The organism is Delftia sp. JD2 (assembly GCF_001682645.1).
Lineage (GTDB): Bacteria > Pseudomonadota > Gammaproteobacteria > Burkholderiales > Burkholderiaceae_C > Comamonas > Comamonas acidovorans.
Map to the genome: position 1 here is coordinate 119600 of NZ_LFJT01000003.1, position 26382 is coordinate 145981.

Annotated in this window: 23 protein-coding genes; all 23 read right to left on the reverse strand. The window is 57.4% G+C overall.

Features of this window, described 5'->3' with window-relative positions; translation table 11 throughout:
* Nucleotides 1-501: 501 nt before the first annotated feature.
* The 23 genes from ACM14_RS31285 to ACM14_RS02830 all read right to left on the reverse strand — a co-directional run bounded on the left by ACM14_RS31285 (nt 502) and on the right by ACM14_RS02830 (nt 26084).
* The gene (locus tag ACM14_RS31285) at nt 502-3408 is read right to left on the reverse strand and encodes a hypothetical protein (RefSeq protein ID WP_139093340.1); all 2907 of its coding nucleotides are present in this window, start codon (nt 3406-3408) and stop codon (nt 502-504) included.
* A gap of 641 nt (nt 3409-4049) precedes the next feature.
* Complete coding sequence (locus tag ACM14_RS02740) at nt 4050-5921, reverse strand: DUF4942 domain-containing protein (protein WP_175403228.1); 1872 nt, start codon at nt 5919-5921, stop codon at nt 4050-4052.
* Between the two features lie 78 nt (nt 5922-5999).
* Nucleotides 6000-6710 carry a hypothetical protein gene (locus ACM14_RS02745; RefSeq protein ID WP_065345229.1) on the reverse strand — a complete coding sequence of 237 codons (711 nt, stop codon included), beginning with the start codon at nt 6708-6710 and terminating at the stop codon, nt 6000-6002.
* 22 nt (nt 6711-6732) lie between these two features.
* Entirely contained in the window at nt 6733-6930 is a 198-nt protein-coding gene (locus ACM14_RS31290; RefSeq protein ID WP_139093341.1) for a hypothetical protein, read from the reverse strand.
* Nucleotides 6931-7603: 673 nt separating this feature from the next.
* Nucleotides 7604-8026, reverse strand: coding sequence for a hypothetical protein (locus tag ACM14_RS31295; protein ID WP_139093342.1), 423 nt, complete (start codon nt 8024-8026; stop codon nt 7604-7606).
* A 466-nt stretch (nt 8027-8492) separates the two neighbouring features.
* Nucleotides 8493-9116 (reverse strand): hypothetical protein, encoded by a 624-nt coding sequence (locus ACM14_RS02750; RefSeq protein ID WP_139093343.1) that lies wholly within the window; start codon nt 9114-9116, stop codon nt 8493-8495.
* 86 nt (nt 9117-9202) lie between these two features.
* Nucleotides 9203-9808: a hypothetical protein gene (locus ACM14_RS02755; RefSeq protein WP_065345231.1), complete on the reverse strand. Its 606-nt coding sequence runs from the start codon at nt 9806-9808 to the stop codon at nt 9203-9205.
* 980 nt (nt 9809-10788) lie between these two features.
* Complete coding sequence (locus ACM14_RS31985) at nt 10789-10926, reverse strand: hypothetical protein (protein WP_167368409.1); 138 nt, start codon at nt 10924-10926, stop codon at nt 10789-10791.
* A gap of 43 nt (nt 10927-10969) precedes the next feature.
* Nucleotides 10970-11254 carry a hypothetical protein gene (locus tag ACM14_RS02760; RefSeq protein ID WP_065345232.1) on the reverse strand — a complete coding sequence of 95 codons (285 nt, stop codon included), beginning with the start codon at nt 11252-11254 and terminating at the stop codon, nt 10970-10972.
* A 121-nt stretch (nt 11255-11375) separates the two neighbouring features.
* Complete coding sequence (locus ACM14_RS02765; protein ID WP_065345233.1) at nt 11376-11708, reverse strand: hypothetical protein; 333 nt, start codon at nt 11706-11708, stop codon at nt 11376-11378.
* A gap of 345 nt (nt 11709-12053) precedes the next feature.
* Entirely contained in the window at nt 12054-12350 is a 297-nt protein-coding gene (locus ACM14_RS02770; RefSeq protein ID WP_065345234.1) for a hypothetical protein, read from the reverse strand.
* Nucleotides 12351-12723: 373 nt separating this feature from the next.
* The gene (locus tag ACM14_RS02775) at nt 12724-14211 is read right to left on the reverse strand and encodes a DNA cytosine methyltransferase (RefSeq protein WP_084027265.1); all 1488 of its coding nucleotides are present in this window, start codon (nt 14209-14211) and stop codon (nt 12724-12726) included.
* A 71-nt stretch (nt 14212-14282) separates the two neighbouring features.
* Nucleotides 14283-14729 (reverse strand): hypothetical protein, encoded by a 447-nt coding sequence (locus ACM14_RS02780; RefSeq protein WP_065345236.1) that lies wholly within the window; start codon nt 14727-14729, stop codon nt 14283-14285.
* 104 nt (nt 14730-14833) lie between these two features.
* A complete protein-coding gene (locus tag ACM14_RS02785; protein WP_065345237.1) occupies nt 14834-15016 on the reverse strand; it encodes a hypothetical protein in 183 nt (60 codons plus the stop codon).
* A gap of 283 nt (nt 15017-15299) precedes the next feature.
* A complete protein-coding gene (locus tag ACM14_RS02790) occupies nt 15300-16331 on the reverse strand; it encodes a hypothetical protein (RefSeq protein WP_065345238.1) in 1032 nt (343 codons plus the stop codon).
* A 157-nt stretch (nt 16332-16488) separates the two neighbouring features.
* Entirely contained in the window at nt 16489-16719 is a 231-nt protein-coding gene (locus ACM14_RS31300; protein WP_139093344.1) for a hypothetical protein, read from the reverse strand.
* Nucleotides 16720-17802: 1083 nt separating this feature from the next.
* Entirely contained in the window at nt 17803-22734 is a 4932-nt protein-coding gene (locus ACM14_RS02805; RefSeq protein ID WP_065345241.1) for a helicase-related protein, read from the reverse strand.
* A 243-nt stretch (nt 22735-22977) separates the two neighbouring features.
* A complete protein-coding gene (locus tag ACM14_RS02810) occupies nt 22978-23280 on the reverse strand; it encodes a hypothetical protein (RefSeq protein WP_139093345.1) in 303 nt (100 codons plus the stop codon).
* On the reverse strand, nt 23273-23638 hold the full coding sequence (locus ACM14_RS02815) for a hypothetical protein (protein WP_139093346.1): 366 nt from the start codon (nt 23636-23638) through the stop codon (nt 23273-23275). Before ACM14_RS02815 ends, ACM14_RS02810 begins: the two co-directional genes overlap by 8 nt.
* Before the next feature lie 123 nt (nt 23639-23761).
* Nucleotides 23762-24214 (reverse strand): hypothetical protein, encoded by a 453-nt coding sequence (locus ACM14_RS02820; protein ID WP_065345243.1) that lies wholly within the window; start codon nt 24212-24214, stop codon nt 23762-23764.
* Nucleotides 24215-24549: 335 nt separating this feature from the next.
* Nucleotides 24550-24765 (reverse strand): hypothetical protein, encoded by a 216-nt coding sequence (locus tag ACM14_RS31305; protein WP_139093347.1) that lies wholly within the window; start codon nt 24763-24765, stop codon nt 24550-24552.
* Between the two features lie 389 nt (nt 24766-25154).
* A complete protein-coding gene (locus ACM14_RS02825; protein WP_065345244.1) occupies nt 25155-25688 on the reverse strand; it encodes a hypothetical protein in 534 nt (177 codons plus the stop codon).
* A gap of 75 nt (nt 25689-25763) precedes the next feature.
* Nucleotides 25764-26084, reverse strand: a complete 321-nt coding sequence (locus ACM14_RS02830) for a hypothetical protein (protein ID WP_139093348.1) — start codon at nt 26082-26084, stop codon at nt 25764-25766.
* Nucleotides 26085-26382 lie beyond the last annotated feature (298 nt).

Here is a 26382-nt window from a genome sequence, read left to right on the forward strand (position 1 = left end):
ATAATTTAGGCAATACGACAGGTCATGTAATATCAATACAACACTTATCCAAACTTAACTTCAGGATTCACAGGGTTCTGAGAAATGCAGTGCCTTCCTCAACAGCACCCTGCGTCGCTTACGGAGAATCGGATAAACGGCCGGAGTTCCCTCTTCCACCACTCACTAACTAGCGCAATAGTGAAAGCGTTATCAACTTTCCTATGCTGCATCTACCAATAAGACTCCCCTCCTCCAGACACTGATTGGCCGTGTCTTTAGCGCCAGTTGGCGAGGTCATGTAATATAAATTGAATCTTTCTTGCGGCGAAGATCGTGCCAGCTCCTCAGGTTAATCACCAATTCCGACCAGGCTTCCCTCACCCTTGGCCAGGTGAGGCCCCGGTCGTCTTGGTGATGTGCCCATGCCCGCTGAACGCCTCCGGACTAGCGACACAGGCTCCTCAACCCCCCAAAAAAAGAAGGGGCCGAGGAAATAATCCTCGGCCCCTTACGGCTCCATCATTTCACTTCTTCGGCAAACCCGATACCCGAGCCACCTTCCATCCGAACACCGAAACGACCAATCGACGTTGCATCCTGCCCCGCCTTCGCCGGAGAGCCATCGTAGGTGATGGTGAGATCGTTGACCGCGATTGAAGCTCGGTTCAGCTGAAACGGCATGTCATAGGTCCGGTTCGCGTTCAGCACAACGCCCTCGCTTGCCAAGCCGAGGTGGAGTACGTGAGGACCATCCTTCAAATTCAACGGGACGGGGACGCTGAACGCCTTGTATGACTTCGCCCCTTGGAGCTCCAGCCCCAGAGGTGACAAAGCATCGATAGTGCTCGTACCAGCAAGGCTCACCAGGCATGGCCATTGTTCTATGAGGCCGTTGATCGCACTCATATCGGCGTTCAAGCTCGCGCCGACCAAGCGTGCTGCCCTGCACGCAGGCATGTGGCCCGGGTCAATGGCCTCACCGCTCTTGGCCACATTCAAGGCGGCAACGACGCGGTAGTTGTAGATTTGGCCGCGCACCGGTGGCACGTCGTCCACAACCCTTACCGACTTGCTGGATTGAATCAGCTCTGCGTCACGGTATACGTCGTACGTGAAACCTGCTGCGCCATCCGCCGGCGCATCCCAAGTAACACGTACCATATCCTCCAAGGTGCCATCCGTGGCCTGAAGGTTCTTGACCGGCATTGTCGGCACGCTCGCAATCGTTGTAACCTCAATGGGCTTCAACAACGAAACACCTGCTGGTGCAACGGCACGAGCTGTGCCCACCAGGCTCTTTCCGTAGAGGACGTTGTAGTCCAATGCATGTTGGCGGCTGCCGGATTCGCCCATCGGCAAGAAGCTGTCCAAATCCGACCCGCCCTGTACGCCGAGCTTCGAGACCCAGCTCCCTTGAGGCCCGCTTGCGTAGGGAAGCGATCCCCCTCGGCCCATTGTGGTGGAAGCAGTTAATGGGTGACCCGAGCCGAAGCTTAGCGAGAGGGTGTTGTTGGCAGGGGCAAGAATCAACTCTATTGGAATTTCGAGGTTCTTGCCTTGGTCTGCGGCCGCAGGATCCGCGTATTTTATACGGAGCAGGTACCCACGCGTACCCCACGCGCCTGGCCTCCATCGCACGACGCTAAGGTTCGCCGCCTCTGCACCGGCAGACAGGGCAGCAGTCCCTCCAACTTCGGTGGGACCATTGGCCAACACGAGCTCCAAAACCATTGGCAAGCCTTCAGTGCGATTGACTGAGACTTTAACGAACGGGTCAACATCTGTTTGTCCCGTGACGAAACTGTTACTACCAGGCCCTGTGCCGATAAGCGCCTGAAGCTGAACAATCGGCGTTTCGAGCGGACGCAACTCAAACGTTATCTCGCAGCTAGACGAAGTAACCACGTTACTCACGTCAACCTTCACTCGATAGGTACCAATACGCCCACCGTGGTCGGAAAGAGGGACGTCAAACTTGTAGACACCAGCCGCTGCCGTGGGATTGTAGATCCTTGCCCCCAACGCCCCACCCGCTTCGTTCCAGACGCTTGCTGACATTACTGTCGTCTGGTTGTTCGCCGAAAATTGAACGCTCACCGTCCCATTAAGGTCGTACAAATAGGCCTTGTTGACAGAAATTCCACTGCAGGTTGCATCGCCCCAAACTCGGATATTCACAGGCGCGGAAGGGGCGCCGTACGGGATGCCCTCCTTGAAAAACTGGCGAGAAAGGACGTAAACACCTGGCACGGAAGGTGCTATAAGGGAAACTTGGGAAGTGGCGCTCGAATTCTGTGTGACATTTCCGGGGAAGATGGCCTTGCCATCACCAAAATTACCAGAACCTGTTGCTTGTGCTAAATAGAACCTGCCGTCGCTTGTCCAAGTTGTGTAGCCGTTATTCTTCCAAGTTTGTGGAACTATGAACGTAGACCCGGCTCTTACGTTTTCTGGCGCAGATTGCGATACAAACAAGGGCATTATCTGTGGAATAATGAATCCTTTAGCTATATTACTCCAGTCTCCGGCACCAGCGGCGTTGGTTCCTCTCACTCGAAACTCAAATATCGATTCGTCAGTGGTGGCAAAGATATAGCCAGTACTTGCAACGATAGAAGTCCAATTCTCCTCCGGCTGACGACGATATGAAAGCTCATACCCGGAAGCCCCTTCCACCGCGCCCCATGTGACTTGGATTTTTCCAACCAGTGTCCCTTGAGTAGCGGAAATAGTCGCAGGCTGCACCATGCTGGCAATGCAACTACCAGTCACGCTCCAACCATTAGGAACCCTGCATGTAGCTGTCCCGTCACCGCCGACCCCCGTTGCATTGTTGGAAATAGCCACAACCGCATTCGGCTGACCGACGCCAATAGAGGCCTTGCAAATACCCCCTGGCCCCCAAGCAACGGTAGCCGCAGCACAGTTATATACTTTGATCTCGTAAATAACGTAAAGCGTCTGGAACCCACGATACTCTGGATTCGCACTTGGCGTTCCGCCAGTCGAATAGTCATATCCACCAAGCATCGCTCCATCACGCTCCTCACACGGCTTTGTTTGAGCATCTGCGTAGGACGTAGTACTAAATCGACTACACAATTGGCCCAAACCAATAGTGTACTTATGCCGGACCATCAAGCCATCACTCGATTTAGCGTGATTGATGGTCTGACTTGCACCTGGTGCGAGGGTAATTTTCGTTCCATCGCCCGTCCCGCCGAACACGGCACCATCATTCTGGGCGGTGAGCTCTAGAGACATTGTCGCGTTGTTTCGGACATAAGCAGTCCCGGCATGCGAGCTTATGGCGGCGAAGGATAACAGTGCAAAAATCAAGGACTTGCACAGTCCAATGGATAGCACTAACAAAAACCAATTTTTTTGAGCAATCGGCAATACGGGCGCGCGAGCTTGAAAACTCATGATTTTCTCCAAGTGAAGAGAGTTGCCATATCGGCGGACAGCACACGAATACTTCCACGTGCTGGCCCCTGGCGTGCCTCTGATAGTACAGAGTACCCTTAGCGAAAATCAGGCGAAAAGCTTCCGTGTAAGTAGCTGTTCGAGGGAAAACGCCCTACGGGGTGTGGCCGCGAGCTGTTCAACGTGTTCCACATCGTCAATATGTAGCGGCCCTTGCTTGAGGACTGCTCAGGCGGCTCTTGGGCAGCCCCTGCTACTATGTCGGCCATAGAACGTCTTTCTGCCTTAGGTCGTTCATATCCGAATTGCCCATCGACTGTACCGCTTAGGCCGAAAGGGGCAACGAACTGCTGAGCCCGCTGATCAACATCAAAACCGTAAGTTTCGAAGAAGACTGCTTAGCAACAGAATGCTTTAACACACTTAATATTAGCTATACATTTACATGATCGCGGCAGCCCATAATTGGCAGCAGTGGAATTCATAACCTCCAGAAAGACACGCCACGATTATGTCGCTTTCCGAAGAGCAAACGGTTGACTCTTGGGAAAGCCCCCACCGAAGTGGAAGCCTGTCAGCACCAGTCACAGCGGAGGCGAAGAAGTCGGAAGACTCCTTCGCCTGCACGTGGCGGTTCCGCTTTACGCTGCAAGCAAGAGCAATTGCTCCTGCCTGGAGTGTTCATTACTATGAGGTCGGTCCCCCATGCAAATTGATTTCACAGGATGTGATGTCGTCAACGCAGGACCGCAATGAAGGCCTCGCTGGGTATGCACCATGTCAACCGCTGCACTCAAACGGTCAAGCTGGAGCGTATCTCCTTCATCCTTTCCTTTAAGGTTCCGAAGGAGCGCGATCGCGGGACGATCATAACCGTAGGAATTGCGAGCACTCAACTCGTAGGCCTTCATGTATTCCTTCGTTAGCGCCTCCCCGCCCTCGTATTGCTTCTGAAAATCGCTATTTGCCTCGTCCATATTCCCCGGAATCCACTGACGCAGCTTTCCGACAAATTTATTGATTTTCTCCACAACCTCGCTGGACTTAGGATAGAAATGGAGTGTTTGAACCCCCTTGTAATAGCGCACGTCGAAATAGCGCGAGGCTATTCGTTCACTTGAACGCAGATCGGATTTCTTCATGGCAGCAACCAGACCATCATACCCATGGGGCTCGCCCATCAGATATCCCCACACCTTGTCTACGTCCGCCAAGAACCGTTCAGACTCGTAGTCCAAAGTTCCGCCGAACGAAAGTTGAAAGCGAGGCATGATAAAACGCGATTTTCGAATGCGCATACCTATACGGTGCTTCTGATTTGATTTCCAACTCCTGTAAAACACCACATTGTCGGACGATCGCTCAATAATGGCATCGAACAGATCCACAATCATCTCCTCGTAGATAGATGGCAGCGATTGAATGACCCCCGCAAGGAAGCCGTGGATGTTTGCCACACTGAACTCCATGGCATAGATGCTTTCCGCCGATGCCTCGACTTTCCTTCGCGCTTGGTTGCTCAGTCGGTCATTCAGGAGCGAAGAGCGCAGGATCTGCCCCCAGGCTCGCTTCTTAAGGTTTTCGTACCGCACCGTGAAGTCTGCGTTGGCTGCAGCACGAACGTTGCCAGCCTCGGTGCGGAAATCACTTCCCACTCCCTTAGCTTGCATCTCATCGAGCGTAAGTCCCATGCCCTCAGCGAAGTGATCTGCCAGTGCCACGGCTTCGCTTGCAGCGCGAGCTGCAGCTACTGCTTGGCGAAACCGGTAGGACGTGTCCTGAATGAAGTTTGAAGGAAGGGAAAGGGCAGTACAGACCTCAACCTCTATCTCGCCCCTCAAGGCATCCCCCTTGGTGAGCCCTCCAAGCAACCTGTCCAAATCCATGTAGCGCGCAGGCGTCTTCTCCAAGTAAATGAGAGCTACTTCGACGTCCGTCGTTCGTTCAACATCGTCTATGAACTGGTCGCGCAGAAACTCGACTGTCCCGTGTGCCGCAATCAACTCGACCAAGCGCTGGCGCTCTTGAGTCCGTGGATTCCGGATAGACTCTGCGTTGATAATGGCTACAATTTCTGCATCGTATACAACGTCCCACGCGTGCAAAACATGAGCCTCACCCCGAGCAAACGGTGGATTCATGAGAACAGACGTAACCGTTGCCAACGACTGCACGTCCATGAAGTCGTAACCCAGTATCTGGATATCCAACTCCTTTAGGCTATCGTGATGCCGCGCATCGATTTCTGCGGCCGATACCTGTCTAACGTCACCGAAGCGTTTACGCGCATAGTCGAACACTCTAGCGCCGTTTCTCCCAAGCGGCCGATCTTCAATATCTGCAAGCCACGGTAGAGCTGCGTCTGGAACTCCGATAAACCCTTCTCGGGCATGACGGATTAGGTGCCCTTTCCCAGCGCTCGGATCGCAGAGGTGGTTGACTGGCCTTTTAAACTTCGCATACATGCGGGCTGCCGTATGGGCGCCGGTCGGGTAATACTGATAAGAACTCATGGTGATCTCCAGTGATAATCCGGAATCACCCCCCATCCGGGAGGTGAATCCCGGATGGGGTTAGTAACGTTTAGCTAATCAATCCAGGCTTGCGCCGGGGTATGACTCAGGTTGTTCGCCTGCTATTTCCTCGAATGTGAGAGAGGTGAAAGCAGGCAGCAATAATGCCTTGCGGCAAAGCAGTGGATCATGGGCTTCCCAGCACTGAAGCGCGTCGTCCCAGATCGAACGGTCCACCTCGTTTGCGTCGAGCGGACACTGCTTCACTGAGGGAAACCGCACGTCGCCGTCTTCGCGCATTGCCAAGCCGTGAAGTACTCCATCCACCAGGATTAGGTATCCATGGAATGGAGCATCGATCAGGGCCGTGCCCGAAGGCTTGTCTGCCAGCAGCGCAGCTGCCGCAGCGCACCAGCCCTTGAAGGTTCGCAAATCCAACCCTTGAAGAGCTGGCTTAAGTTCCTGTAGGCTGGACTCTGCTGCCGCGACCAGATCAGCATCTCTCTGCGCTATCGCGATTTCAAGCTTGAGGCCGTAGATCGCCTGCGCTAGACACGCGGTGTTGAGTGCCCCAGCGCCAGCTAAAAGGCTATGCATTCGGTCGAACGCGTAGTCGATGGCCGAGAGCGCCTCAAAGCGTTCTGCACCGGCGACCTCGAAATCGACACTCGCATAGTTTGTGTTGCAGTTCAAGCAAGTCTTCACCCATTCCAACATTGAAGCCTCATTGCGGAATACGCCGTCGGCCTTGTTGATCTTCATTTTTAGAAACACCGTTTGCGTGCTCATAGATAAATCTCCAAGAAAGACGTTAATAGGCGCGTGCCTTAATGCGAACCCTGTCGTTGGGGTTGAAGTAGGCAGTCCAAGTGTCACTATTGGCGTGAATACCTATACGGCCTGACGAATTGTGCGAGACACGTTCGACACGAATTTCTCGCTTCGGGTTGCCGAAGCAGAGAACATCGTTTTCGCGCGCCTCTCTTGCCCTGATGTAGAACTTGCTCATGGCGTCTACTGCGGGCTTTCCACGAACAATGGATAGGGACTCCACCCATTGGCTGTTTCCAGTTTGATGACCCGGCCACGCAATGGGCACTGCTCCACCGCATAAGCCAGCGAGCCACCCTCTGCCACCGATTGTCTGGCCTTTGCAATAGCCGTGATGAAAGCGCCCATCCGACGAGCGGGTGCGCTGATTGCATGAGTAATCATACTGACCTCCAAATGAAAAGCAGGTCAGCACCCCTTGCGGGTAGATGACCCGCATGGGTTAAAAGGCCCGGTGAAGGGCTGCATTTGCTGGTTGCTTTGATTCCCCCGAGCTGGGAATGTTGATCGTCAGGACTAACCTGGCGAAACAATGCTGCTTTCCAAAGATCCTTTGGATAAGGGCCTTTGGAAAGCACTGCAGAACCCCGAAGGGTCTGCAGATGCATTAAAGGGACTACTTGCCCCAGAAGTACCCCGATGGAGCACTGCAATTACCTGCTATAGATTGAAGCCCTGGCATCCTCCGACGCAGCAGCTTGCTCAGAAACGAGTGGTCACCTCCCTTCCAGAACCGAAGTTTGGATGTGACGTGGTACCGCCCGTCCTCGGTTCTCCTTATGAAGACACGCTTACAACTCAGCCGCTCCAGGTCGCGATCACTGTCAATTATGATCTCCAGTTCTCGTCCTTTATTCACCGTTGTCTTCCTCGTAGAGCGATCGCAGTTCGTCGGAAACGAATATCAACTCGTTCGGCGCGGATTCGGTGAGCAACTTTTCCAATGAAACGAAGTCCATGAGTTCCGATTCAATATTGCAGTCGGCATCCTTGGCAAATTGACTGAACCAAAAACACCGAGTGGCTACCACGACCTCTGGCTCGGAGAGCTTAGCTTCCTCCTTTGTGTCTCCTGGCCCCCAAACATCGGGTTCGTAATAGAACCTCGCCTCGGAAAGCCCGGCTTCCTCTACTAGACGATGCACTTGAACGAGTCGTCTGAGAAATTCCAAAGATATCCTAGTAGCGCAGTACTGAGGACCTTCAACAAATTCATGTGTGGCACGAGCACCAATGACCAAAATTTGTTGCTTAGCCATATTTTCGAGATTCATCCGTCGCTCCTATGAAAAGCGAGGACACTGGACCCGTGAGGCCATCAAGTGCCCTCGCGGGTTAAAAACTCTCCCGAAGGAGAAAACGCATGCTAAATTGACTCTTCAGCCCATAACAGCCGGCTTGGCGGTCTGCAGTTCTCCGCTATACATGGACATATGTCCTTACCGAATCTGCGTGTTCGACTCGACATTCCCAGAAATGCTGATTCCCTCGATCCCCAGCCACCGCTCGGTGAAGAAGGAGGTGGAGTGCATGTACCTGGCACCCCGGTGCGATCGGGGGCTAAGACGAGTAATCGCCCCTGCCTGACGTTGTCAGCGATTTACGCGTCCAACTCATACTCAAGGTTGTAGAGGTGCACTCCAACACTCCCCGCGCGCTTGTAGAGGCCATGCACCGCGCCGTGGCCCTACGACCCCAAGGAGACAACTAGCCTTTGTTGAAAGCAAACATCGCTGTCTCCTACGACCTCGACTTAGCCTTCGGCCAGAAGTCATCTTGCTCCGCGACAAGCTTCTGCGCATCCATGTTCATGAAGAACTCACGCATCGTGGACGCTTCCGCATAGGCAGCCTTGCCTTTGAGCAAGAACTTCACAGTGAGAAGACGAAGCAGCGCGGAGGGATCTCTTCTGTTGATATGGTGCATCACGTACACCAAGGTGCCTTCCGACGTATCCTCGTCAACGAGGAACGATATATCGGGGGCATCGGGCCAGTCCACTGAGGAGCGAAGCCAGCGGGCGTCTACTCCAGGTGCTGTGACCCAGTGTACTGAGGTCGCTGCCGCGATCAGGTAGCGCTCCAGAGCATCAGCCACAACGGTTGCGTTCGGCCGGGACACGCCTGGCTTGGCCCCACTCGACTCCAGTTGCATCGCTGCACTCTCGAAGAGGTCAGCTTCCTTGGCGAGTCTGGCAATGCGATCCCGGTTGCCTTGCGCTTCTTGGCGCAACGTGGCCTCTGCGGTAATGCCCTCGCGAATCAGAACCATCTGATCGATCCGCTCAGTTTTGATCTTGAGGTAGTGATTCCCACCGATGGTCGTCTGCAACAGATTGAGATTACTCGGGTTAGTTCTTGACATGGTTCATCCTTAAGAAAATGGATGAGCCCCACCCGGAGGGATGGAGCCCGTCCGGGGTTGGTCAGGCACGCGCCTGAAATCGATTTCTACTCAGCGTTCAGCGCCCAAGCGGGCAGTTCAGTCGAACCCTTCAGTCCAAAGTCTGCAGGGCTGAGAAGTGCTTCATTGACGCCGATGACGCTTTCCTCGATGTTCGTGCGCATGGACTCGCTCATGTTCTCGAATCGAAGGCCAGTCCACACATGCGCCGCCACGACACGAGCAGTGCGAACTGCTATGGCGATGCGGCAGCGCGTTTCCCGGCGCCCTGGGCCGAACAAGTGGAGCCATTCGCCCGCGTAGTACGTCGGCTTGCTGGCGATGGAGGTGTCGAGCGCTTCCCGGTCGCGACCACCCTGGGCGATCACCCGCGCTGCGGCGGAACCATCCAGGGAGAGTCCAAAGCCCTCGGCCATGGGAAACATTGGGCACTCGGGGTTTGACTGCTTCACATAGTCGTTGAGACCCGCCTCGACCTTGTAGATGAGATCGGTTGCGCCGGCTTTTAGCCCCATGGCGCGGAGGCTCCTCATCAGTTCAGCGCAGGTGTCGCCAAAGAGCTCGTTCAGGTCTTTCGCCTGCTGGTACGTTCCCTCGGGTGCACCGTCAGCGCAGCGCTTGAAGGCGTCAAAATTGCTGTTGAGTATTGTCATCTGAGTATTCCATTGAATAGCCAGGCACACCGACCCACGCGGGCGATGCCACCCGGCAGGGTTGAAAATAGAAATGTCTAGGCTATTGGATGTAGCCCTGCAGCGTAGCTACCAACTCTTCCTGCCCAAAACGGTACGCAGTTAATACATCTTTACACCCGTCATGCGTGACGACCAGGAATTCACAACTACTGGGGGCAACCTGCTTCGCAATAAGGAAACAATCTTCCGAGCGGGAAAAGACAAATATTTCGCCTTGGCTCCAAATCTTGCTCTCGCGTTGCCGCGTAGCCATGGACTCGATGTCTGGGTAGTAAGAGACTTGCGCAGGATTACATGACTCATCGCATGCAAACAGAGCGCTTCGCACGATATCAATGGAAAGTTTGTGATGTGGGCGCTGCGAACTCGGATCCACCGGCTCGCGGTAATCGAGCGCCTCGCGTCCCACGCACTGCGGGGAAGGGTTTTTAGAAAACATACGACTCCTTTTCGGGAATCGTCTTCCCACTGGAAGAGATTCCCAGTGAGGTGAAAAAAGCCGTGCAAGCACGACCGTAAGTTGCTGAATCGCCCTAGGCGCGGCCAGCTACCGCTTTGACTCCATCGCACCAGGCGGATGGAAAGAAAAACTAGTTCTTCTAAGCGCCCCAAGGGCACTTAGAACAACAAGCTCGAAAGGGCTCGCTAGTTTGTCGCGGGCGTCAACGGGCTTCCTCGGCACAAGGAAGGCCTTAGCCCTGCTTCCGCGCGCGTTCCCACCGCAACCCGATCGCACCCAGATTGACGAGAACGGCTACGACGATTGTTCCGAGCAAGATGCGGTCAGAGAGGATCTGGTGAAGGATGTCAGGCATGTCCTTCTTATATTCCAGGCAGCTTGCTGCGTCAAGGCTTTACCGACACTCGTTAGACAAAAAGGCAGACCACGCGATGCGTAGCCTGCCTTTTCATTCTAGGCGCCATACTGCGCCTACCAACTATTCGTTATTGCCTTCACACAACGTGGCACCCTCGTTCGATGACATCTGCCATTTAAGGCCGATGACAGCAAGGTTGATGAGTACGGCAAAAATAACCGTACCCAGCGCCACAGGATCGTTCAAAAACTCATTCATGATGTTCCTTCTCCGTACGCAGCTGCATAAGTCTAACGCGAAGTTACTTATGCAGCGCATGCTTCATGATCGACCGGATACCCAGCACGATGGCAGCGAACGCCGCCAAGTACACCAGGGTGAGCGAGGTATTGCCAGACATCGCTGCATCGTACATCCCGTCAAGCGACTTGGAGGCCAAGTGCGGCATGAGCAGAGCGGTGACGATCCAAGTAGACCGGGAGTTAAGAAATGCTCGCAGCGCCATTCCGCCTAGCATCGGCAGAGCCACGAATGCAGGGAACAGAAATACGAACAGCAGGAACAATAGTCCAAGCAAATGCGCCATAGGCAGACTCCTTTATTGATTGCGCTGGCTCACCCCCTTGCCGGGGAGGATCCCCAGCAGGGTTGGTAAGCCGCGCCTCAGGAGGCGCGTAGACGTGAAGCCCTTGGCAAAAGGGTTCGGTTCAACGGGCGTTGCCCGCTTGTTGCTCCGGATATGGCGAACGATTACCGTCCGTTACTCTCAGAGGTGGAACGATGCTGCGCAAGGCGTCATCGATGTGCCTGTCGTTGAGATAGGCGTACAGATTGAGATCGCCCCGCGCCAACATGCCACCGCCGAGACGAAGGCGACTGGCGCGCAGCAAATCCCAGCGGTATCGAAGATCCCAGTTCTTGCACCGCTTTGCCTGGGCGAAATTCCCCAAGGTGTACGCTTCACGCCGTTCCGGCGTGTCCTCCGGTACCACTGCGTCTTGCAGCGTCTGGAGATCTCGCGGTCTTATCCTCAAGTCCATCTTGTGCTCCATCCAAAAAGTCGGACAGAGCCCCCTGCGGGAACTCTGCCCCGCAGGTTGAAAAGGCGATTTCGGTTAAAACCAACTACACCCCAAAGTACGCCCGGACAAGCCTGCGCCTCTCCGAGTAGCAGCGCCCACGAGTAATCTCGATGGGCGCCGAGCAGACCAGGTTGCGAAGTGCCGCAGCACGCATCAGCGGCGAATACGACTCAGCGGACCGGATGATCCGTATCAGGTGAAAGCTGGGCAGCACAGATGTGGCGCGAACGTGCAACCAAAAGCGTTGACGCTTCTCGCTGGCTAGAACGTACACCTCATCTAAGGTTGGACTTCCCATGCGCGTCACGCGACGACGAGCCGTTCGCGGCGCATGCGGCGCGCAAGAGCCGCAACACGGCTGCGAAGTTCATTGGCCTCGGCGGAGCGGAACGGCGCCAGCGCGCGAAAGGTGATAAGCCCCATCGCTTCAGGGACGCCCATTACGCTTGCCATGCCTTCGCCAGGCTTGAGCTGGACTCCGCAGAGCTGGCGCGCGAGGTTCGCCGTGAAGCAATGGGCCATATACACAGGCCGCCGCTTCCATTCCTCGAACCTCTGGGCGCTTGCAGTACAAGCCAACTTAGCTGATGGCATAGTCATAGAACTCTCCTTTGAAGTGGGCGAGTCCATCCCCGGCAGGGATGAGCCCCGCCCGGGGTTTAAAGCGCATTGATCGGTAGCATCGCGGGTGCGTGCCGTATGGATCAAATTGCTCAGACAGGGGACCAAGAAATCGAGGCGCCCTACCCCGCTGGGCTAGTGCACCCACAGGGTTAACAGTTCGCACAGATGTGCGTGACGAATGCTGATGTGCACGAGGCGCGGACAGCTACCGCTTCAGACCAAGGCAGAAAGCCATGGAGATGAATTTGCTTTCCAAAGCCACCTGCTGGAGGCTTTGGAAAGCCCGCGCACCGAAGTGCACGAGCAGGATCGCCGAAGCGGGAATGCCTAGGTCATCGACCTGCAGCCCTCACTCAAGAAGTGAAAGTTGCGCTGGTTCGACGATGGGCGCATGTTGCAGTGCCGTGGTAAGCACGCGCACTAAAGAGGCATTGGAGACCTGGTCGGCGGCCAACTGAGCAGGTGATGGCAGCACGCCGGCATCGGCCAACATGAAGATACCGAGCAGTTCTCCCACGGCCTTGAATGGCTGGTAGCACACGCTCTGCCCAAGCAGCTCATGGCCCAAGGTCAGCCCCAAGCCCTTGATGAGATGTGGCGGCACTCCCTTCAACAATGCGTGCTCCAGCAGGGTGAACTGGCGAAGCAAGCTCGGATCGTGGCTGCTGCGCAGCTTGGGATCCGTGCTGCGCACCTTTGCATAGCCTTTCGTGATCGTTGGGCAGGATGTGCTGTCCGCCGTGACGATCTGCATCTTGAAACTGTTCCCCTTCTCGCGATCGCGGTCTTGCTTGGCCAAGAGGCCCGCCATGGTTGACCAGCGATCATCAGCCGGGGCTACTGTTTCAAGAATCTCGGCGATGCGTCGCTCCACCTTGACTGGGCGGCTCAGCAATGCGAAATCAAAGTCGAGCCCCTCAGTAGTAGCAACCATGCACAGGCGTTCACGGTTTTCTAGGACATTCCACTCGGACGCCTGAAGCACTGCTTCGTGCACCTGGTACCCGAGGTCTCGCAACTGGTGCCGCAAGATGAACATCGAGGCCGAAGTGCGATAAGGCACCACGTTCTCGACGAGCACGACAGCAGGCTGTGTCTTCGCGACGATTGCAAGAAACGGCGCGATGAGATGTCCCACTTCCGGATGCTCCTCAGCGTGGCCAGCGCCGCGCTTTGCCCTACCGCTGCGGGAAGCTCCACTGCAGGGAATGCCAGCGCACAGCACCTCAACCTTTTCGATGCGGTCCATGGCCCATGCATCAAAGGCGAGCAGCTGCATAGGAGCAGCCAGCGAGACCGTCTCATCATCCCAAGCGTCATTGTGCGCACTGGCGTGCTCCAGCAGCTCGGGACGGATGTCGTTTGCGAAGGCGAGACGGGACTTCACTCCTGCGGCCTTCATTCCGGAATGCAGTGCATGATCCAGGATGCCACCACCGTGCGAGATCGACCCGACTGAAATGGCTGCTGCCGCTGCGATCTTTGCCCGCAAACGCGCAAGCCGCTCTTTCTTTGCCAGCTCGACAGCACAGGGCAGGATGACGATTCGCAGCTTCTGCGAAATCACACGCACTCGCGTGAAGCCGGTCAGGACCGCCAGGTCCTCAGCGCTATTGATGTCGATCACAGGCAACTCACCAGCGCCAGCAATCTTGCGCGAAACCCCGCGCTCACCGTCGGCATCAATTTCCAGCACCAGCATGCTCCGTGTTTCGTCCTTGCGGACACGGAAGCGCTTGCCAGGGTGAAACCCAGCGCGCGAGGCCTTGCGGCCCTGCAGCCAGAGACGGGGATTGCCCCGGTGATGACCGATTTTTGTGGTCTCGTAAGCTTTCATGTGAACTCCGTATAGAACGCGGAGCCCTGCCCCAAACGGGACAAAAGCCCCGCAGGTTGGGAAGTGAGCGATCAGACGCCCTGTTCGATCAGCAACGCTTTGAGCGTCTGGAGGCGATGGGAGTCCATTTGAAAAGTGGTGCCCAAATAGCCCGTGTACGTCTCAGCGGTGCGGAAGACCCGGCAAGGTATCGAGAAGTCCACACGGCCGCCAGGCTGCGCACGCCCATCGCGGAAGAACCAGAACGTACCAGGCAGAGTTGCGCGGGTCAGCTCCAGCGATTGCCTGGGTGTGTGAGGGTTGAGAGCCCCTGAAAACTCGCCGCTTCCAGAGGCATGCAAAAAGAATGACCCGCTGGGGGAAGTCTGGAGGCAGTCGTCCCAGGCGTGACTGAAGCGTTCAATCTGACCCGTGGAGAACACCACGAAATCGCCGATTCGGGGACCTTCAATGCGCTCTCGGTTTGCCTGAATTTGCGTCAGGCGCTCTTGGTCATGCTTACCCATTTCGAGTGTCATACCCGTTTCCTTTGAGTGGTGGAGACGGGCACCAGCCTTGGGGGCTTGCGGGGCCCGTCAGGGATGGTGATAGCGCAAGGGGTCTCCTGGCGCCTGGAGGTGGTTCAGGCTTCCGCGCGCGCTTCCATTTCGAGTTGCTCGCGAGTCAGTCCTTCTTCCTCCATCCGTTGGTTGCACAGGGATACCGTTTCTGCAGAGCGATCACGCACCTCTTGAGGAAGGCTCGGATCATCGCGACGGGCCTCTGCTTCCAGCAGGATGTTCAGGAGCATGGAAAAAGTCATCATGGCAGTGCCTTTCATTCGAAGAACGGCAGGCACTTCCCCATCGCGGGAGCTGTGCCCGCCAAGGGTTACAAGAAGCCAGGGTTGAACTTGCCCCCGGCTGGGCTGTTGACTTACCGACTCAAACGAGCGGAAGGAACGTGATGCTGATTTTGACTCTCAGCTGGAGTTTTCGCAGCAGGCGTAGCCGTGCTGATGGAAAGCTTTCCAAAGGTGCTAGCACAGCACCTTTGGAAAACCCTCGCGCCCGAGGGCGCAAGGATCATGGGATGTGGTCAAACCACTGTCAGGTGTTGGAAACAAGCCCGGAAACCCAGCTGGAGGGCGGGCTTTGTGGCTTGCTTTCATCGGTAGAGTCACTGGTGGAGCACGATGCCGTGTCCGTTGCAGCCCCCTCCTCGGCCGACTCCTCTCCAGAGGTCGAGCCCTTGTTGCGCTTGCCTTTCTGGGCTTCGGCCAGTCGGAAGACCTGCATCAGTTGGTACAGCGCGTGAGCGTCAACTGACACGGTCTTCCCATGCAGAGTCTCGGGGTCACCCTCGAAACCTTCTTCCTTGAGGCTGCCCACCAAGGAGCCGACCGAAGCATAGATCGCAATCGCGCTCTTGCGAGGAGGTGTCCATTCGCGAACAGCTGCAGGACGGATCTTGGTCTTGCCCTTTGCCTGCTCTTCCTGAAGCTTATTGCGCAAGAACTCAAGAGCACCGTCGCCTCGCTCGCGCAGGACCTCGATGGCAGTGGTAGCCGATACCTGGTCGATATTGACCATCCGCTGGATCTCAACCGGTGCCTCGGCCAGCACAAGCATGGCCTGCACGTGAGACAGTTCCTTGTTGCGCCGCTTAGCGATCTCCTCTTCGGTGGCGCCCATGTGGACCAGCTTGAGATAGTTGCGAGCGATGCCCACCGGGGTGAGCTTGAGGCCGTCTTGGCTGTCCATCTGGCAGTGCACGCGGTCCATGTCGTTGCCCCGGAAAGGGATGCACACGAGAAACGGGACGGATGTGCCGCGCGAGATTGCGAGCATGGCGCCCCGCGTTCGCTGGTGGCCTTCAACGATGTAGAACTTTCCAGTGCCGGCGTCGATGCGAACCACCAGATGCGGCACGAATTGCCCTCGGGCATAGGCCTGAGCGAACTCCTCGATCTTGGCCACTACGCGCGGATCGTCGTAGTCGCGTTCGTTGAACCCTGGCTCCTCCAAGAGGAGATGCGGCGGGATCTTGAACACATCATCCTTCTTGACGCCCGTCTGGTCCGAATGCGAGGCCTGGGCTTTGAAGGACCTGTGGATGGTCGGTGCGGTGCTATTTGTCATGGTCTATCTCCTGTGAGAAGCGCCCTGAACGCACCGACCCCCCATGGGTCAACGCGCCCATGGCAGGGTGAAAAAGAAAAGGTCAGTTGGGCTTCAATGCCCGGGTTGGAACACCAGCAGCTTAGAGGGGCCGCCAGCAAACATGCAGCACAGGGCCTCAGGCGTCTCGTTGATGAACGCCGGTAGGTCGGGCGCTTCCGGGTGCGGCCAAGGCAAAAGCTTCGTTGCAGCGAAGCTCCAACAGAGCAGTCAACTCAGCGGCATCGCGATGAGCATCGACGCAATCGCGCCGCTCATCCTCTTCAATGCGCCTGATCAAGGCGCGGGATGTTCCCAGGCAGCCCACAAGCTCTCGCTTGCGCTGCTCGTACTTCGATTCGTGGCTCATGCAGTCTCCGAGAAGAAGCGAGCCAACGCTAAACCCGTGCGGGCTATAGCAAGCCCGCCAGGGTGAAAAACAAGCCCCCGAAGGAGCATATGTGTCTGCAGATTCAACTCCGGCAGCTAGGAGCTTCATGACCTGGCAGAGCCACGTCATAGAAAATTGATTTCCGAAACCCACGCCACGCATGGACTTGGGAAATCAGCCGCCCTTCGTAGAGGATCAGCAACTTCACGAAATGATACACGCCCGCGCACGGAAGCGACACCCCTGCCGTGGCCACATCGCGCCAAGCAACGGAATGCGGCCTGCTGCGTTTCCGAAGGCCCCTGGTTCAAGAGCCTTGAGAAACGCCCCTTGGCCAAGGCCAAGGGGAGAAAGGGCATAGAGCGCCCCAATAAACACGCGGCTAAACGTTCACACCGGTCAGCGGCTGTCCGTCACTGTGCATGTGGTGCGAAAAAAAGCTGGTATTCAGCGGATGGTCCCAAGACCATCTACCAGGCGAAGTACCAAGCCTGACAACTATTGTTTTGGCTTCCGCATACGTCTCTGCTGGCGCGAGCGTCCCAGCGACTTGAATGGTGAAGCAGCCCGATGAGCCATGCCCGAGAGAAGTGGCCTGCGAACTACGGGGGAACGCATAGCCGATCACATGCTCGGCGCGGGGTGTGGCCGCCAACAAGCTCGATTTCTGATTTTCCATATTGAATGCTCCAAAGCTACGGAGCCGCTCCCCTGCGGGGAATAGGCCCCGCAAAGGTTGAAATCTCCCGCCAGGTACGGACGGAAGGGAATGCTCTAAGCGAAGCCCGTTCTGGCTCTGCGTAGGCGGATTCGGCCGTGCCCATCTCCGACACGTTCGAACAAGAACCCCAACTGAGCGTTGACGCCCCGGGCTCGCAAATCAAGAAGCGCGAACGCCCCATGATGAGAATCGCTGTGCCTTGCGGCGAGGGCGATCGCCTCATGGCCGAGTGCATTACGCACACGGAACAATTCGGATTTTTGAAGCACCCTCTCCGGTGAGGAAGGTGCTTGAAAAAACCACCCTCCATGCCCCAATGGGCATGAGGGTAGTTCGCAGGGTCAGGCTGCGACGAGGTCCTCGGCCTGCACCGATTCATCGACAGCAGAAAGATCTCCCTTGCTCAGATCGAGCGCTGTGTCGATCTCGATTTGCTGCTTTCGCAGGTCATCAAGACGTGCCTGCTTGTCAAACGGCTTTCCGATCACTCCGGCCAACTCGCGCATCTGGTTGTTCAGACCTTCTACGCGCGCCTCCGCGATCTTCAAGTGCTTTTCCAAGCTCGATTGAGACGTCTCCAAGCTAGCAGCACGCAGGACCTGCGCCCCACGCGAATGCCGCCCCAGCTCATACTCCCAGCCGCCTTGCAGAGTCAGCTCACACCTGCGTTCGGCCGGGTTTGAAGCAATGAGCTTGAAACCGTTGATGGCCCCAATCTCTTGCATACGCCCAGAAACGCTCTGAATCGCCACCGTCAACGCCTTCGCGGCTTTCGACATGTCGGTGTAGGTTTTACCCCCCACCTTCACACACGGCGCCTTGCCAGCCGCCACTGCGTTCTCCATGTCGATCCTGATCAGCTTGACCGCTTCCTCCATGTACCGGATCGATGCAGGCAGTCCTTCAAGCTCACGCTTGTTGGAATAGCTCTGCCTCGCCCATTCCTGATATAGGACGTTCAACTTCGCCAATTCGGCGTCCACCCCTGCCTTGCGAAGCACGAGAGGATTACCTGACGCCAGCGCCTTGATTTCAGCGTACGACAACGCAGCCAACTCAGCGTCCTCGGCAGTTCGCAACGCGGCATTGCCGGTCATGATCTGCGCGATGAACCTAGCCTTGCTATGGAGCAGCTGGTACATGTAAGCATCAAAAGAGCCTTGCGTGATGTACGTGAAGATGAACACCTCAGGGTACATGTTCCCCTGGCGCACGATACGGCCTTCACGCTGCTCCAGATCACTCGGCCGCCAAGGGCTATCCAAGTGGTGAGCCGCGATCAACCTGTCCTGGATGTTGGTTCCTACGCCCAGCTTCTCGGTACTCCCCAGCACCACGCGCACCGCCCCTTTTCTTACGGCCCTGAACAGCGCATCTTTCGATGCATCGCTGTCGTGGTCATGGATGAAGGCGATCTCATGAGAGGGTATCCCCCTGCGCACCAAGTTCAACCGCATCTCGTCGTAGGCACTGAAGCCCCCGTCGTTTCGCGGTGTCGATAGGTCGCAGAAGACGACCTGAGCACCCTTCGACTCGGCGTACTCCTTCCAGATCCTGTACACGTTGTTCGCGCACATCTGGATCTTTCCCCCTTCAAACTCTGGCGCCAAGGGATCCACCAGCCTCATGTCCAACGCGGCCTTGCGGCCGTCGCTGGTGACCTTCAGCATGTTGTCCTTATTGGGCTTCACGCCGCCGCTACGGATCTTCCCCGCGCGCTCGACCAGTTCACCAACAAAGGCCTTCAGGTCTGGACTTCCCGCTACCGGCACCGTTTCCTTGCGGACTTTGGGAGTCGGTAGATCGAGCATGTCGGCGGTCCTGATGTCCGCCACCATGCGGAAGATGGACATCAGCTCAGGGAGATTCACGAAGCGTGCAAACCGGGTCTGCATCCTGTAGCCACTGCCATCAGGTGCAAGCTCCAGCGCCGTCACGGATTCCGCGAAGTTCGCGGCCCATGAGTCGAAGCAGTCAATCTGGTGCCGCTCCAGGGTGGACTGCTGCAGGAATCGCATCACAGTCCACAGCTCGGCCATCGTGTTGCTTATGGGCGTTCCGGTTGCGAAGGTGACGCCCTTCCGGTCGCCACGCCGCTCCATCACACACCGCGTCTTCACGAACAGATCAAATGCACGGTCTGAGTTCGAGGACGGCAAACCTGCGATCCGCTCCATCTGAGAGAAGCGATACAGGTTTTTCGCGAACTGACTCTCATCGATCATCAGCCAGTCCACCCCCAAGTCCTCGAAATCCAGAACGGAGTCCTTCTTCCGGGTGTTGTTGAGCTTGTCGAGCTTGGCCCTCCATGACTTTTTCGCCCTCGCCAATTGCTTGACGATCTTGTTGCCACGGTCCTTGGAATGCAGACGGATTGCTGATTCGATCTTCTCCAGCTCATCTTCGACAAAGCTGGTCATGTAGTCATCGCTGACCCTCATCGACTCGAACGTCGCTTGTGTCACCACCACTGCATCCCAGTCACACATCGCAATGCGCGAAAGCATGAGCCTGCGCCGGTCGCCCTGCAGATCCTCTTTCGAGGCGAGCAGAACATGGGCGCTCGGATATGCCTCCATGAAGTTAGCGCCAAACTGGTAGAGCATGTGGTTCGGAACTACGTAGAGCACCTTGCTTGCCTGACCCAACCGTCGCAGCTCCGCACCTGCACAGATCATTTCGAGCGTCTTCCCTGCCCCGACCACGTGGGCCAGCAACGTCGGATATTGGCTCGACACGATCCGCCACACCGCGTCACGCTGGTGCGCGCGCAGTGAGTAGATCGAGGACATGCCTGGCAGCACCAGGTGCTCACCGTTGAACCGGCGGGGTACCGTGGAGTTGAAGAGCCTGTTGTAGAGCCCAGCCATCTCATCGCTACGGTCCTTGTCGGACCACAGCCACTCAACGAACTTCACCTTAAGGTCATGCTGCTTTTCTCGCGCCGCGATGGTCGCATGCGAATTCACAACAGTCCCCCCGGCTTTGCCCTTGTCGTGCACCGTAGGCCTGCGCTGGTTCAGTTCCATCTCGAACAGTTCTACGGCGCTCACACGCCCCGTTCCGTACGTCTGCGTGTTGCGCACGTCCGATTCAGAGATCCACGGCGCCTCCACGTTCCAAGCCCCTACGCTCCCTTCGTAGGTCACCTTAAAGCCCTTCCTATCGAACAGCGTGCTCAGGAACTCCTCGTAGACACCTGTGGGGATCCACGTTGAGCCAACGCGCGCGGTGATGTCGGCTGGGCCCAATGGCACGGGAAGGACAGCCTTGAGAGCTTCGACGTTGCGTTCGAAGCGAGCGCCACAGGACTCTGCTGCCAGGAGCTTTTCGCGCACTAGGCCAGAGAGGTAGGCATCCGCATGCTCCCAATGCCCCGAATCCGGGTCAAGGAACACATGGCCGCCCTCCTCCAGCGCCTTCATGACCTCGTCAGCCGGTTTCCCGACCAATTCAGCTATGCGCAGCGGCAGCACGCGAGCAGATTCACCGAGGCTGACTTGCAAGGCTTCCACTGCGGTTTCGCATGAGGTCACCCGCTTGTATGCTCCGGCAGTACGGCGTTCGAAGATCGGCGCCTTGCCTGCGCGCTGCTCTTCTTCATTCCAGACTTCCAGCGACAGCAGCAACGGCAGATCGGGATCCACTTTGAAAGCGCGCCGATTGACCCTGTCGTTGATGTACCCGTTCTTCGCCACGAAGGCGTCGTAGGAAACATTGAGGGCCGTGCGATACACGCCCAGCATGCCGTCGTCGTCGGAAGCTGTTTGGGCCTTGATCAGCTTTCGGGCTGTGTCGCGCAACTGGATCAGACCCAGCACACGCTCCAACGTACGCCCTGCGAGATCGGAGGGAACGGCCTTGTCGCCCAGCACCTCGAACACCTTGCCATCGATCAGCGAGAGGCCAGGCCGATGCTCACCTTCAAGCTGCAGAGCCGCCTCGCGACGTTCATGCTGCCTTGCGCGCATCGCCGTGGGCTGATAGATCCCATGCGGCATCATCCCGAGCCGGTCTGCCAGTTCGCCCCTGAGGTCGCCCTCAAAGTCACAGACAAGAACCGTCCTGGACCCCATTGAGCGGGTGCGCAACTTTCCGATGACAAGGTTGGCGTTCTCAACGAAATACTCGTTCACCATCAGGTGCGACCTGCTGCCGTAGCCACTGTCGCGGCTGTACAGCGGGGAACCCCAGGCAACTGGTTTCGTGGTGGTCCACCCGGCCTTCTCAACGTCCGCGACAGGCGTCGCCAACTTCTGAAGGATCACCAAGTCTGTCACGACCTCTGTCCCAGCTATGGCCGCGAAGGTTGTACTCGGCAGTCGGATGGCGGTTACCAGCTTGGCCTGGCCAGCCAGGTACTTGCGCACCTTGTCATCCACAGCGTCCATGGTGAAGCTCGACGTGATGAACGCCACAAGCCCCCCAGGACGAACCAGCTCCAGCGCTCTCGCAAAGAAGTAGTTGTGCACTGTGAAATCGGCAAAGGCCACGTTGCGCCTCTCGGCTACTCCGTGATTCCCAAAGGGCACATTGCCAATCGCGAGGTCGTAGAACCCCTGCGGCAGCTGCACGCGCTCGAAGGCACCGTGATGTGTCACCACACCGTAGGGGCGATAAAGAGCCTTGGCGATCCGCGCTGGTATGGAATCCAGTTCCACCGCAGTCACGACGCTGGCGCTTGCCACATCCTCGGGCATTGCACCCAGGAAGTAGCCAGCGCCGCTGGCGGGCTCCACGATACGCCCCCCGGCGAACCCCATGGCCTTGACAGCTTCCCAAACTGCCTCCACGACCTCGATGGGCGTGTAGTGCGAATTCGGTGTACTTTCCAGCGCAGCTGTGTACTCTTCAGGACTCAGCAGCTCCTTGAGTTGCGCGGCACGCGCTACCCAGGCTGTGTCGTTCTGCTCCAGATTGAACGCTTGCGGCAGGCTACCCCACCCGGTGAATCGGTTGAGGACAACGCGCTCACGGGACGTGGGCTCGCGGGACTCTACCTCCAGCTTGCGCAGGAGATCAATCGCCGCGACGTTCGCCTCGAACTTCGCCACCGGCCCCGACAAGCAGTCGAGATCCGATCCCAGCAAGGCTGGCCAAATAGGCCTTCCGTTGGTTTCCGTGCACGTTGGCGCCGGCGAAGGGGGGACGCTTTCAGCCACTGAAGCGTTGGCCACCGAAGCCCCTAGCGGACCCAGGACCTGCAGCGGATCTTCCTCGGGGCCGAAGCCCGGGAGCCACATGCACGCTTCGGCGATAGGTTTGATTTTCATGGTGTTGCCTCATTGGGAGAACCCCTGGAGACAACACCCCCTCTGCGGGAATGCTGACCCGCAGGGATAGATGAAAAAACCGCCTTTCGGCGGTACGGTTTGCTGAGTTTTTGGCTCCGTCAGCTCGGAGGCTTGTCACTGCAGCATCACGCCGCAGAGTCAAATCGGTTTTCCTAAGCGTGCGTAGGGCGCGCTTGGGAAAACCCCCTGGCGCGTGGCCAGGGCGGTTCAGGGGATATGGCGCTAGCGCCAGGTAGGGGCTACACCCAACATCGATTGGGGTCGTCGGTTCTTCACCAGCTTAGAAGCCTCATGGGCTTCCTCAAGCGTCGCGAATTCCACTGGCTCAATCTTCAGCACACGTTGTTCGTGTCGAAGGATGTAGCCGTCAGGCCCGAGCGCACGATCGTCGGCAGTGCCACCGAACGCAGGGTCGCCGTCGCCGCAATACTCGATGACGATCATGGACGTTGGCTCAACGCCGCGCCACTTGGCGCGTATGCGGCTCACGGCTCCAGGGTGCTCAAGGCTGTGCGATTCAGGCATGGGGATCTCCGGTCGTCACAGAAAACCGGGCAAGCGAGAGGCGTGTCAGCCATTTCGGGCCGAACTCGTTTCGCACCTGGCGTAGGAGGTATGCATCGGGATGACGCTCCTCTTTGCCGTCGATCCAGAGCGCCTTCAGCTTGGACTTCCAGTAGCGTCCATGACGCTGAGCGAACCCACGCAGGGCTTCGACTTGAGCCGACGTTGGCTGATGGACGCTGGCAACACAGACAGAAGCGGCCTTATGTGCGCAGGCCCCCTGCGCCAGCGAGAGACTCATCTTTTCGGGAACGGCCATGATCCTTTGCAGGGCCTGTTCCACTGGGATCGTCATTGCCCCCGAGGGAGTTTTCTTCATCACCATTGTGCTTCCTTGAAGATAAGGCGGCGCCTAACCCCGACGGGGATCAAGCGTCCGCCAGGTTTGAACTGCCAGCCAGGCCGCTAAGCTGCAGCGACTGGCCACATGGGATGCGTAGAGTCAGGAGGCCGTGGCGCCAGTATCCTGATGCACGAGCGCCCGCACTACTTCGGGATGGTCCTGCAGCGCAGACACGATCGCCTCCGCAGACGTTTCGAAATCGTCTTCGCAGCCGTGGTAGCTGTACAGCCCTTCCTCCGTTGGAAAGATCTCGCAGCCTGCCTCTCGCAAAGCACTGAGGAGCACATCCTTGTCGTGGCCACCAAAGCCACCGTTGGGGATGGGCAGGATCCGGCGCGCCATCGTTCGGAAGGCATCGAGCCGTAGGATCAGCAGATCGACATCGCCGACCAGATCCGCCTCGGCATTCGTGGCCAGTTTGGCCAGCCAATCCTGGCAGATCCTGAGTCCCGCTTCCTTGATGCCGTAGCCGAACATCTCGACGCCCGCGTGAAGGCTGTCTTGCAGTTGGCCAATGCCCGCTTGGGCACTTGAAATTTTGTTGGTTTCCATTTCAGTCTCTACCTTGCAAATCGACAGGTGTTCCCAACGGGGAGCACCCGTCAGGGCTATCGAAATCCTTCGCCCGCCTTCGCGAGCCAGGGTTCAGGGCAGTGTCCGCGTTGCCACTTGTTGGGCCCCGATGGACATCGGGTACACCTTCAGGCGCGATGCGGCGTTGGGAGTCATGGACGAGGTCCGTTGGACAAGCACATCCGTGCCCGTTTGCCATTGACGTTTGATGAATTGCGCAACACGCCGCTCCCTCTCGTCGAGGTCGTCGCTACTGCATCCACCTAGCAAGGCCGCAAGCGCCGTGCGCTTTGCGCGTCGGTACTGCTTGCGCGTCATATCGAGGCCTCTGTCTCAGGCACCGAAGAGATGATCCCGGTGCGCTTGTGGAGATACAGAGGACCCGCCGCAGGGCAGCCCGTGGTGTATGTGCCGATGCTGCCATCGCCATTGTCTACAAGGGTGCTCACGGAGCCGTCTGCGTTCCGACGACGGTCACCGATCTTGGAAAAGCGCGCGCGAGGGGCGAGCGCATGGGTTTTGCTGGTCATGTTGGTTTCCAAATAAACACGAGCCAAGCCCCCATGCGGGGATAGTGGCCCGCGTGGGTTGAGTTTTGGAACGGCAAGCCGTCCGGTGGGTACTGGTTTTGGTCTCTCCAGCGCGAGTTCTCAACTCAGGATTACCCTGGGCAGTGAATGAGGTTTTTCCAAACCACTCGAAGAGGCGAGGCTTGGAAAAACCCCCTGCATAACGGCAGGGAGTATTGAAGGTGCGCGACAGAATCGTGGCGGCACGATTGAAAGAGGAGATCGATTGCACACCGTGCCATGCCGGCCCCAGTTCAAGCTGAAGGCAGCGGCCGATGTGATGGCCATCAGCACCGCGTCAAAGCCCGCTCTTGCCATTGGTGGACAGAGCGGAACGACGGCGCATCGGATTACTTCGGGTCTTCCTCAAGGCCCTTGCGTATCAGATCGAGGATGGCTTGCTGGGTGGGCTTGACGTAGGGACTCAGCATACTCAACGCCAAGTCCACCGCCTTCTTGCGGTCCTCCAGCCTGGCCGCGCCTAGGTGCTCCAAGTCCTTCAACCGTGGAATCACACTCACGGCAGTGAGCAGGTCATTCTCGGCGCGCAGGCGTTCGTGATTGGCGACCAACAGTGGGCAATGGTCCGCCTCAGCGACGTGCAGTCCCGCAGCCACTCGGGCCTTCTCAACCTCTGCAAGGTACAACTCCCAGTCACCTTCTGCGAGCAGATAGGCGTGGTCGGGGTGAAGGACCACCAGGTCCTCCCTGCCGTCCTGGAACTCGGGCGATACCTTGAGCTGCAGGCGAAGCAGGACTGCCTTCTTGTAACCGTTGACGATGGGGTCCAACGTTCTTTCGATAGCGATCGCCTCGAAGAGCCGTTCGGCGGCCTCGATCATCTTGTCGGTGAAGATTGCGGGGCGGTTGAGTTTGTTGCTCATGGGGTTTCCTTTCGCGGATGAAAAAGGGAGCCCCACCCCTTGGGGTTCAGGCCCCCTGGGGTTGAGATAGAAGCGTCAGCGAGCGAACGACTTGAAGGCGCTACTGAAGTAGGAGCCGATCAACTCGCCACTGGCATCGAAGACGTGGAAGACGGCCTCGGTCCTTTGGGTGAGATTGCTGAGGGTCCGCGCTGCGTAAGCAACGCCGACCACAGCGCAATCCTCCAGGCTCGATGGAACTGTCAAGTGCGCCGCCTTCAACAGATCCAAGTCCAGGACACCCGTCCTGAGGCACATTGCTCTCTCATGGGTATCGATGGCGCTGTGGACGTGAGCACGCTTGCGCAACTCGGCAGTGGAAAGTGCAACTGACGGGGGATTGACGACTGTCGACATAGTTACGCTCCAAAAAATTGAAGGCGCAGCCCCCTCGGGGGCTGAACCCCCGAGGGTTGAAAGACAGATCACACGAGGCGAGCTTCCTTGGCGGCCCTGAAGAAGGACGCCATGGACGCTCCACGAAGCGGCTCGGGCGCTGGTTGCGCTCGGCCGGTATGGAAATACTGCTTAGTCAACGGCAACCAAACTGCCCTTGTCAGGCAGAACTTGGTGTCGCGATCCAGGCAGTGGACATCACCGCTTTTGACGGTGAACTCCCCGAGCCCACAGCTACGGGTGTTTTGGCTGGTGCCAT

Bases quoted from the DNA above. Each gene is read 5' to 3' on its own strand.
- ACM14_RS31285 (WP_139093340.1), bottom strand. From the start codon at position 3,408: ATGAGTTTTCAAGCTCGCGCGCCCGTATTGCCGATTGCTCAAAAAAAT.
- ACM14_RS02740 (WP_175403228.1), bottom strand. From the start codon at position 5,921: ATGAGTTCTTATCAGTATTACCCGACCGGCGCCCATACGGCAGCCCGC.
- ACM14_RS02745 (WP_065345229.1), bottom strand. From the start codon at position 6,710: ATGAGCACGCAAACGGTGTTTCTAAAAATGAAGATCAACAAGGCCGAC.
- ACM14_RS31290 (WP_139093341.1), bottom strand. From the start codon at position 6,930: ATGAGCAAGTTCTACATCAGGGCAAGAGAGGCGCGCGAAAACGATGTT.
- ACM14_RS31295 (WP_139093342.1), bottom strand. From the start codon at position 8,026: ATGAATCTCGAAAATATGGCTAAGCAACAAATTTTGGTCATTGGTGCT.
- ACM14_RS02750 (WP_139093343.1), bottom strand. From the start codon at position 9,116: ATGTCAAGAACTAACCCGAGTAATCTCAATCTGTTGCAGACGACCATC.
- ACM14_RS02755 (WP_065345231.1), bottom strand. From the start codon at position 9,808: ATGACAATACTCAACAGCAATTTTGACGCCTTCAAGCGCTGCGCTGAC.
- ACM14_RS31985 (WP_167368409.1), bottom strand. From the start codon at position 10,926: ATGAATGAGTTTTTGAACGATCCTGTGGCGCTGGGTACGGTTATTTTT.
- ACM14_RS02760 (WP_065345232.1), bottom strand. From the start codon at position 11,254: ATGGCGCATTTGCTTGGACTATTGTTCCTGCTGTTCGTATTTCTGTTC.
- ACM14_RS02765 (WP_065345233.1), bottom strand. From the start codon at position 11,708: ATGGACTTGAGGATAAGACCGCGAGATCTCCAGACGCTGCAAGACGCA.
- ACM14_RS02770 (WP_065345234.1), bottom strand. From the start codon at position 12,350: ATGACTATGCCATCAGCTAAGTTGGCTTGTACTGCAAGCGCCCAGAGG.
- ACM14_RS02775 (WP_084027265.1), bottom strand. From the start codon at position 14,211: ATGAAAGCTTACGAGACCACAAAAATCGGTCATCACCGGGGCAATCCC.
- ACM14_RS02780 (WP_065345236.1), bottom strand. From the start codon at position 14,729: ATGACACTCGAAATGGGTAAGCATGACCAAGAGCGCCTGACGCAAATT.
- ACM14_RS02785 (WP_065345237.1), bottom strand. From the start codon at position 15,016: ATGATGACTTTTTCCATGCTCCTGAACATCCTGCTGGAAGCAGAGGCC.
- ACM14_RS02790 (WP_065345238.1), bottom strand. From the start codon at position 16,331: ATGACAAATAGCACCGCACCGACCATCCACAGGTCCTTCAAAGCCCAG.
- ACM14_RS31300 (WP_139093344.1), bottom strand. From the start codon at position 16,719: ATGAGCCACGAATCGAAGTACGAGCAGCGCAAGCGAGAGCTTGTGGGC.
- ACM14_RS02805 (WP_065345241.1), bottom strand. From the start codon at position 22,734: ATGAAAATCAAACCTATCGCCGAAGCGTGCATGTGGCTCCCGGGCTTC.
- ACM14_RS02810 (WP_139093345.1), bottom strand. From the start codon at position 23,280: ATGCCTGAATCGCACAGCCTTGAGCACCCTGGAGCCGTGAGCCGCATA.
- ACM14_RS02815 (WP_139093346.1), bottom strand. From the start codon at position 23,638: ATGAAGAAAACTCCCTCGGGGGCAATGACGATCCCAGTGGAACAGGCC.
- ACM14_RS02820 (WP_065345243.1), bottom strand. From the start codon at position 24,214: ATGGAAACCAACAAAATTTCAAGTGCCCAAGCGGGCATTGGCCAACTG.
- ACM14_RS31305 (WP_139093347.1), bottom strand. From the start codon at position 24,765: ATGACCAGCAAAACCCATGCGCTCGCCCCTCGCGCGCGCTTTTCCAAG.
- ACM14_RS02825 (WP_065345244.1), bottom strand. From the start codon at position 25,688: ATGAGCAACAAACTCAACCGCCCCGCAATCTTCACCGACAAGATGATC.
- ACM14_RS02830 (WP_139093348.1), bottom strand. From the start codon at position 26,084: ATGTCGACAGTCGTCAATCCCCCGTCAGTTGCACTTTCCACTGCCGAG.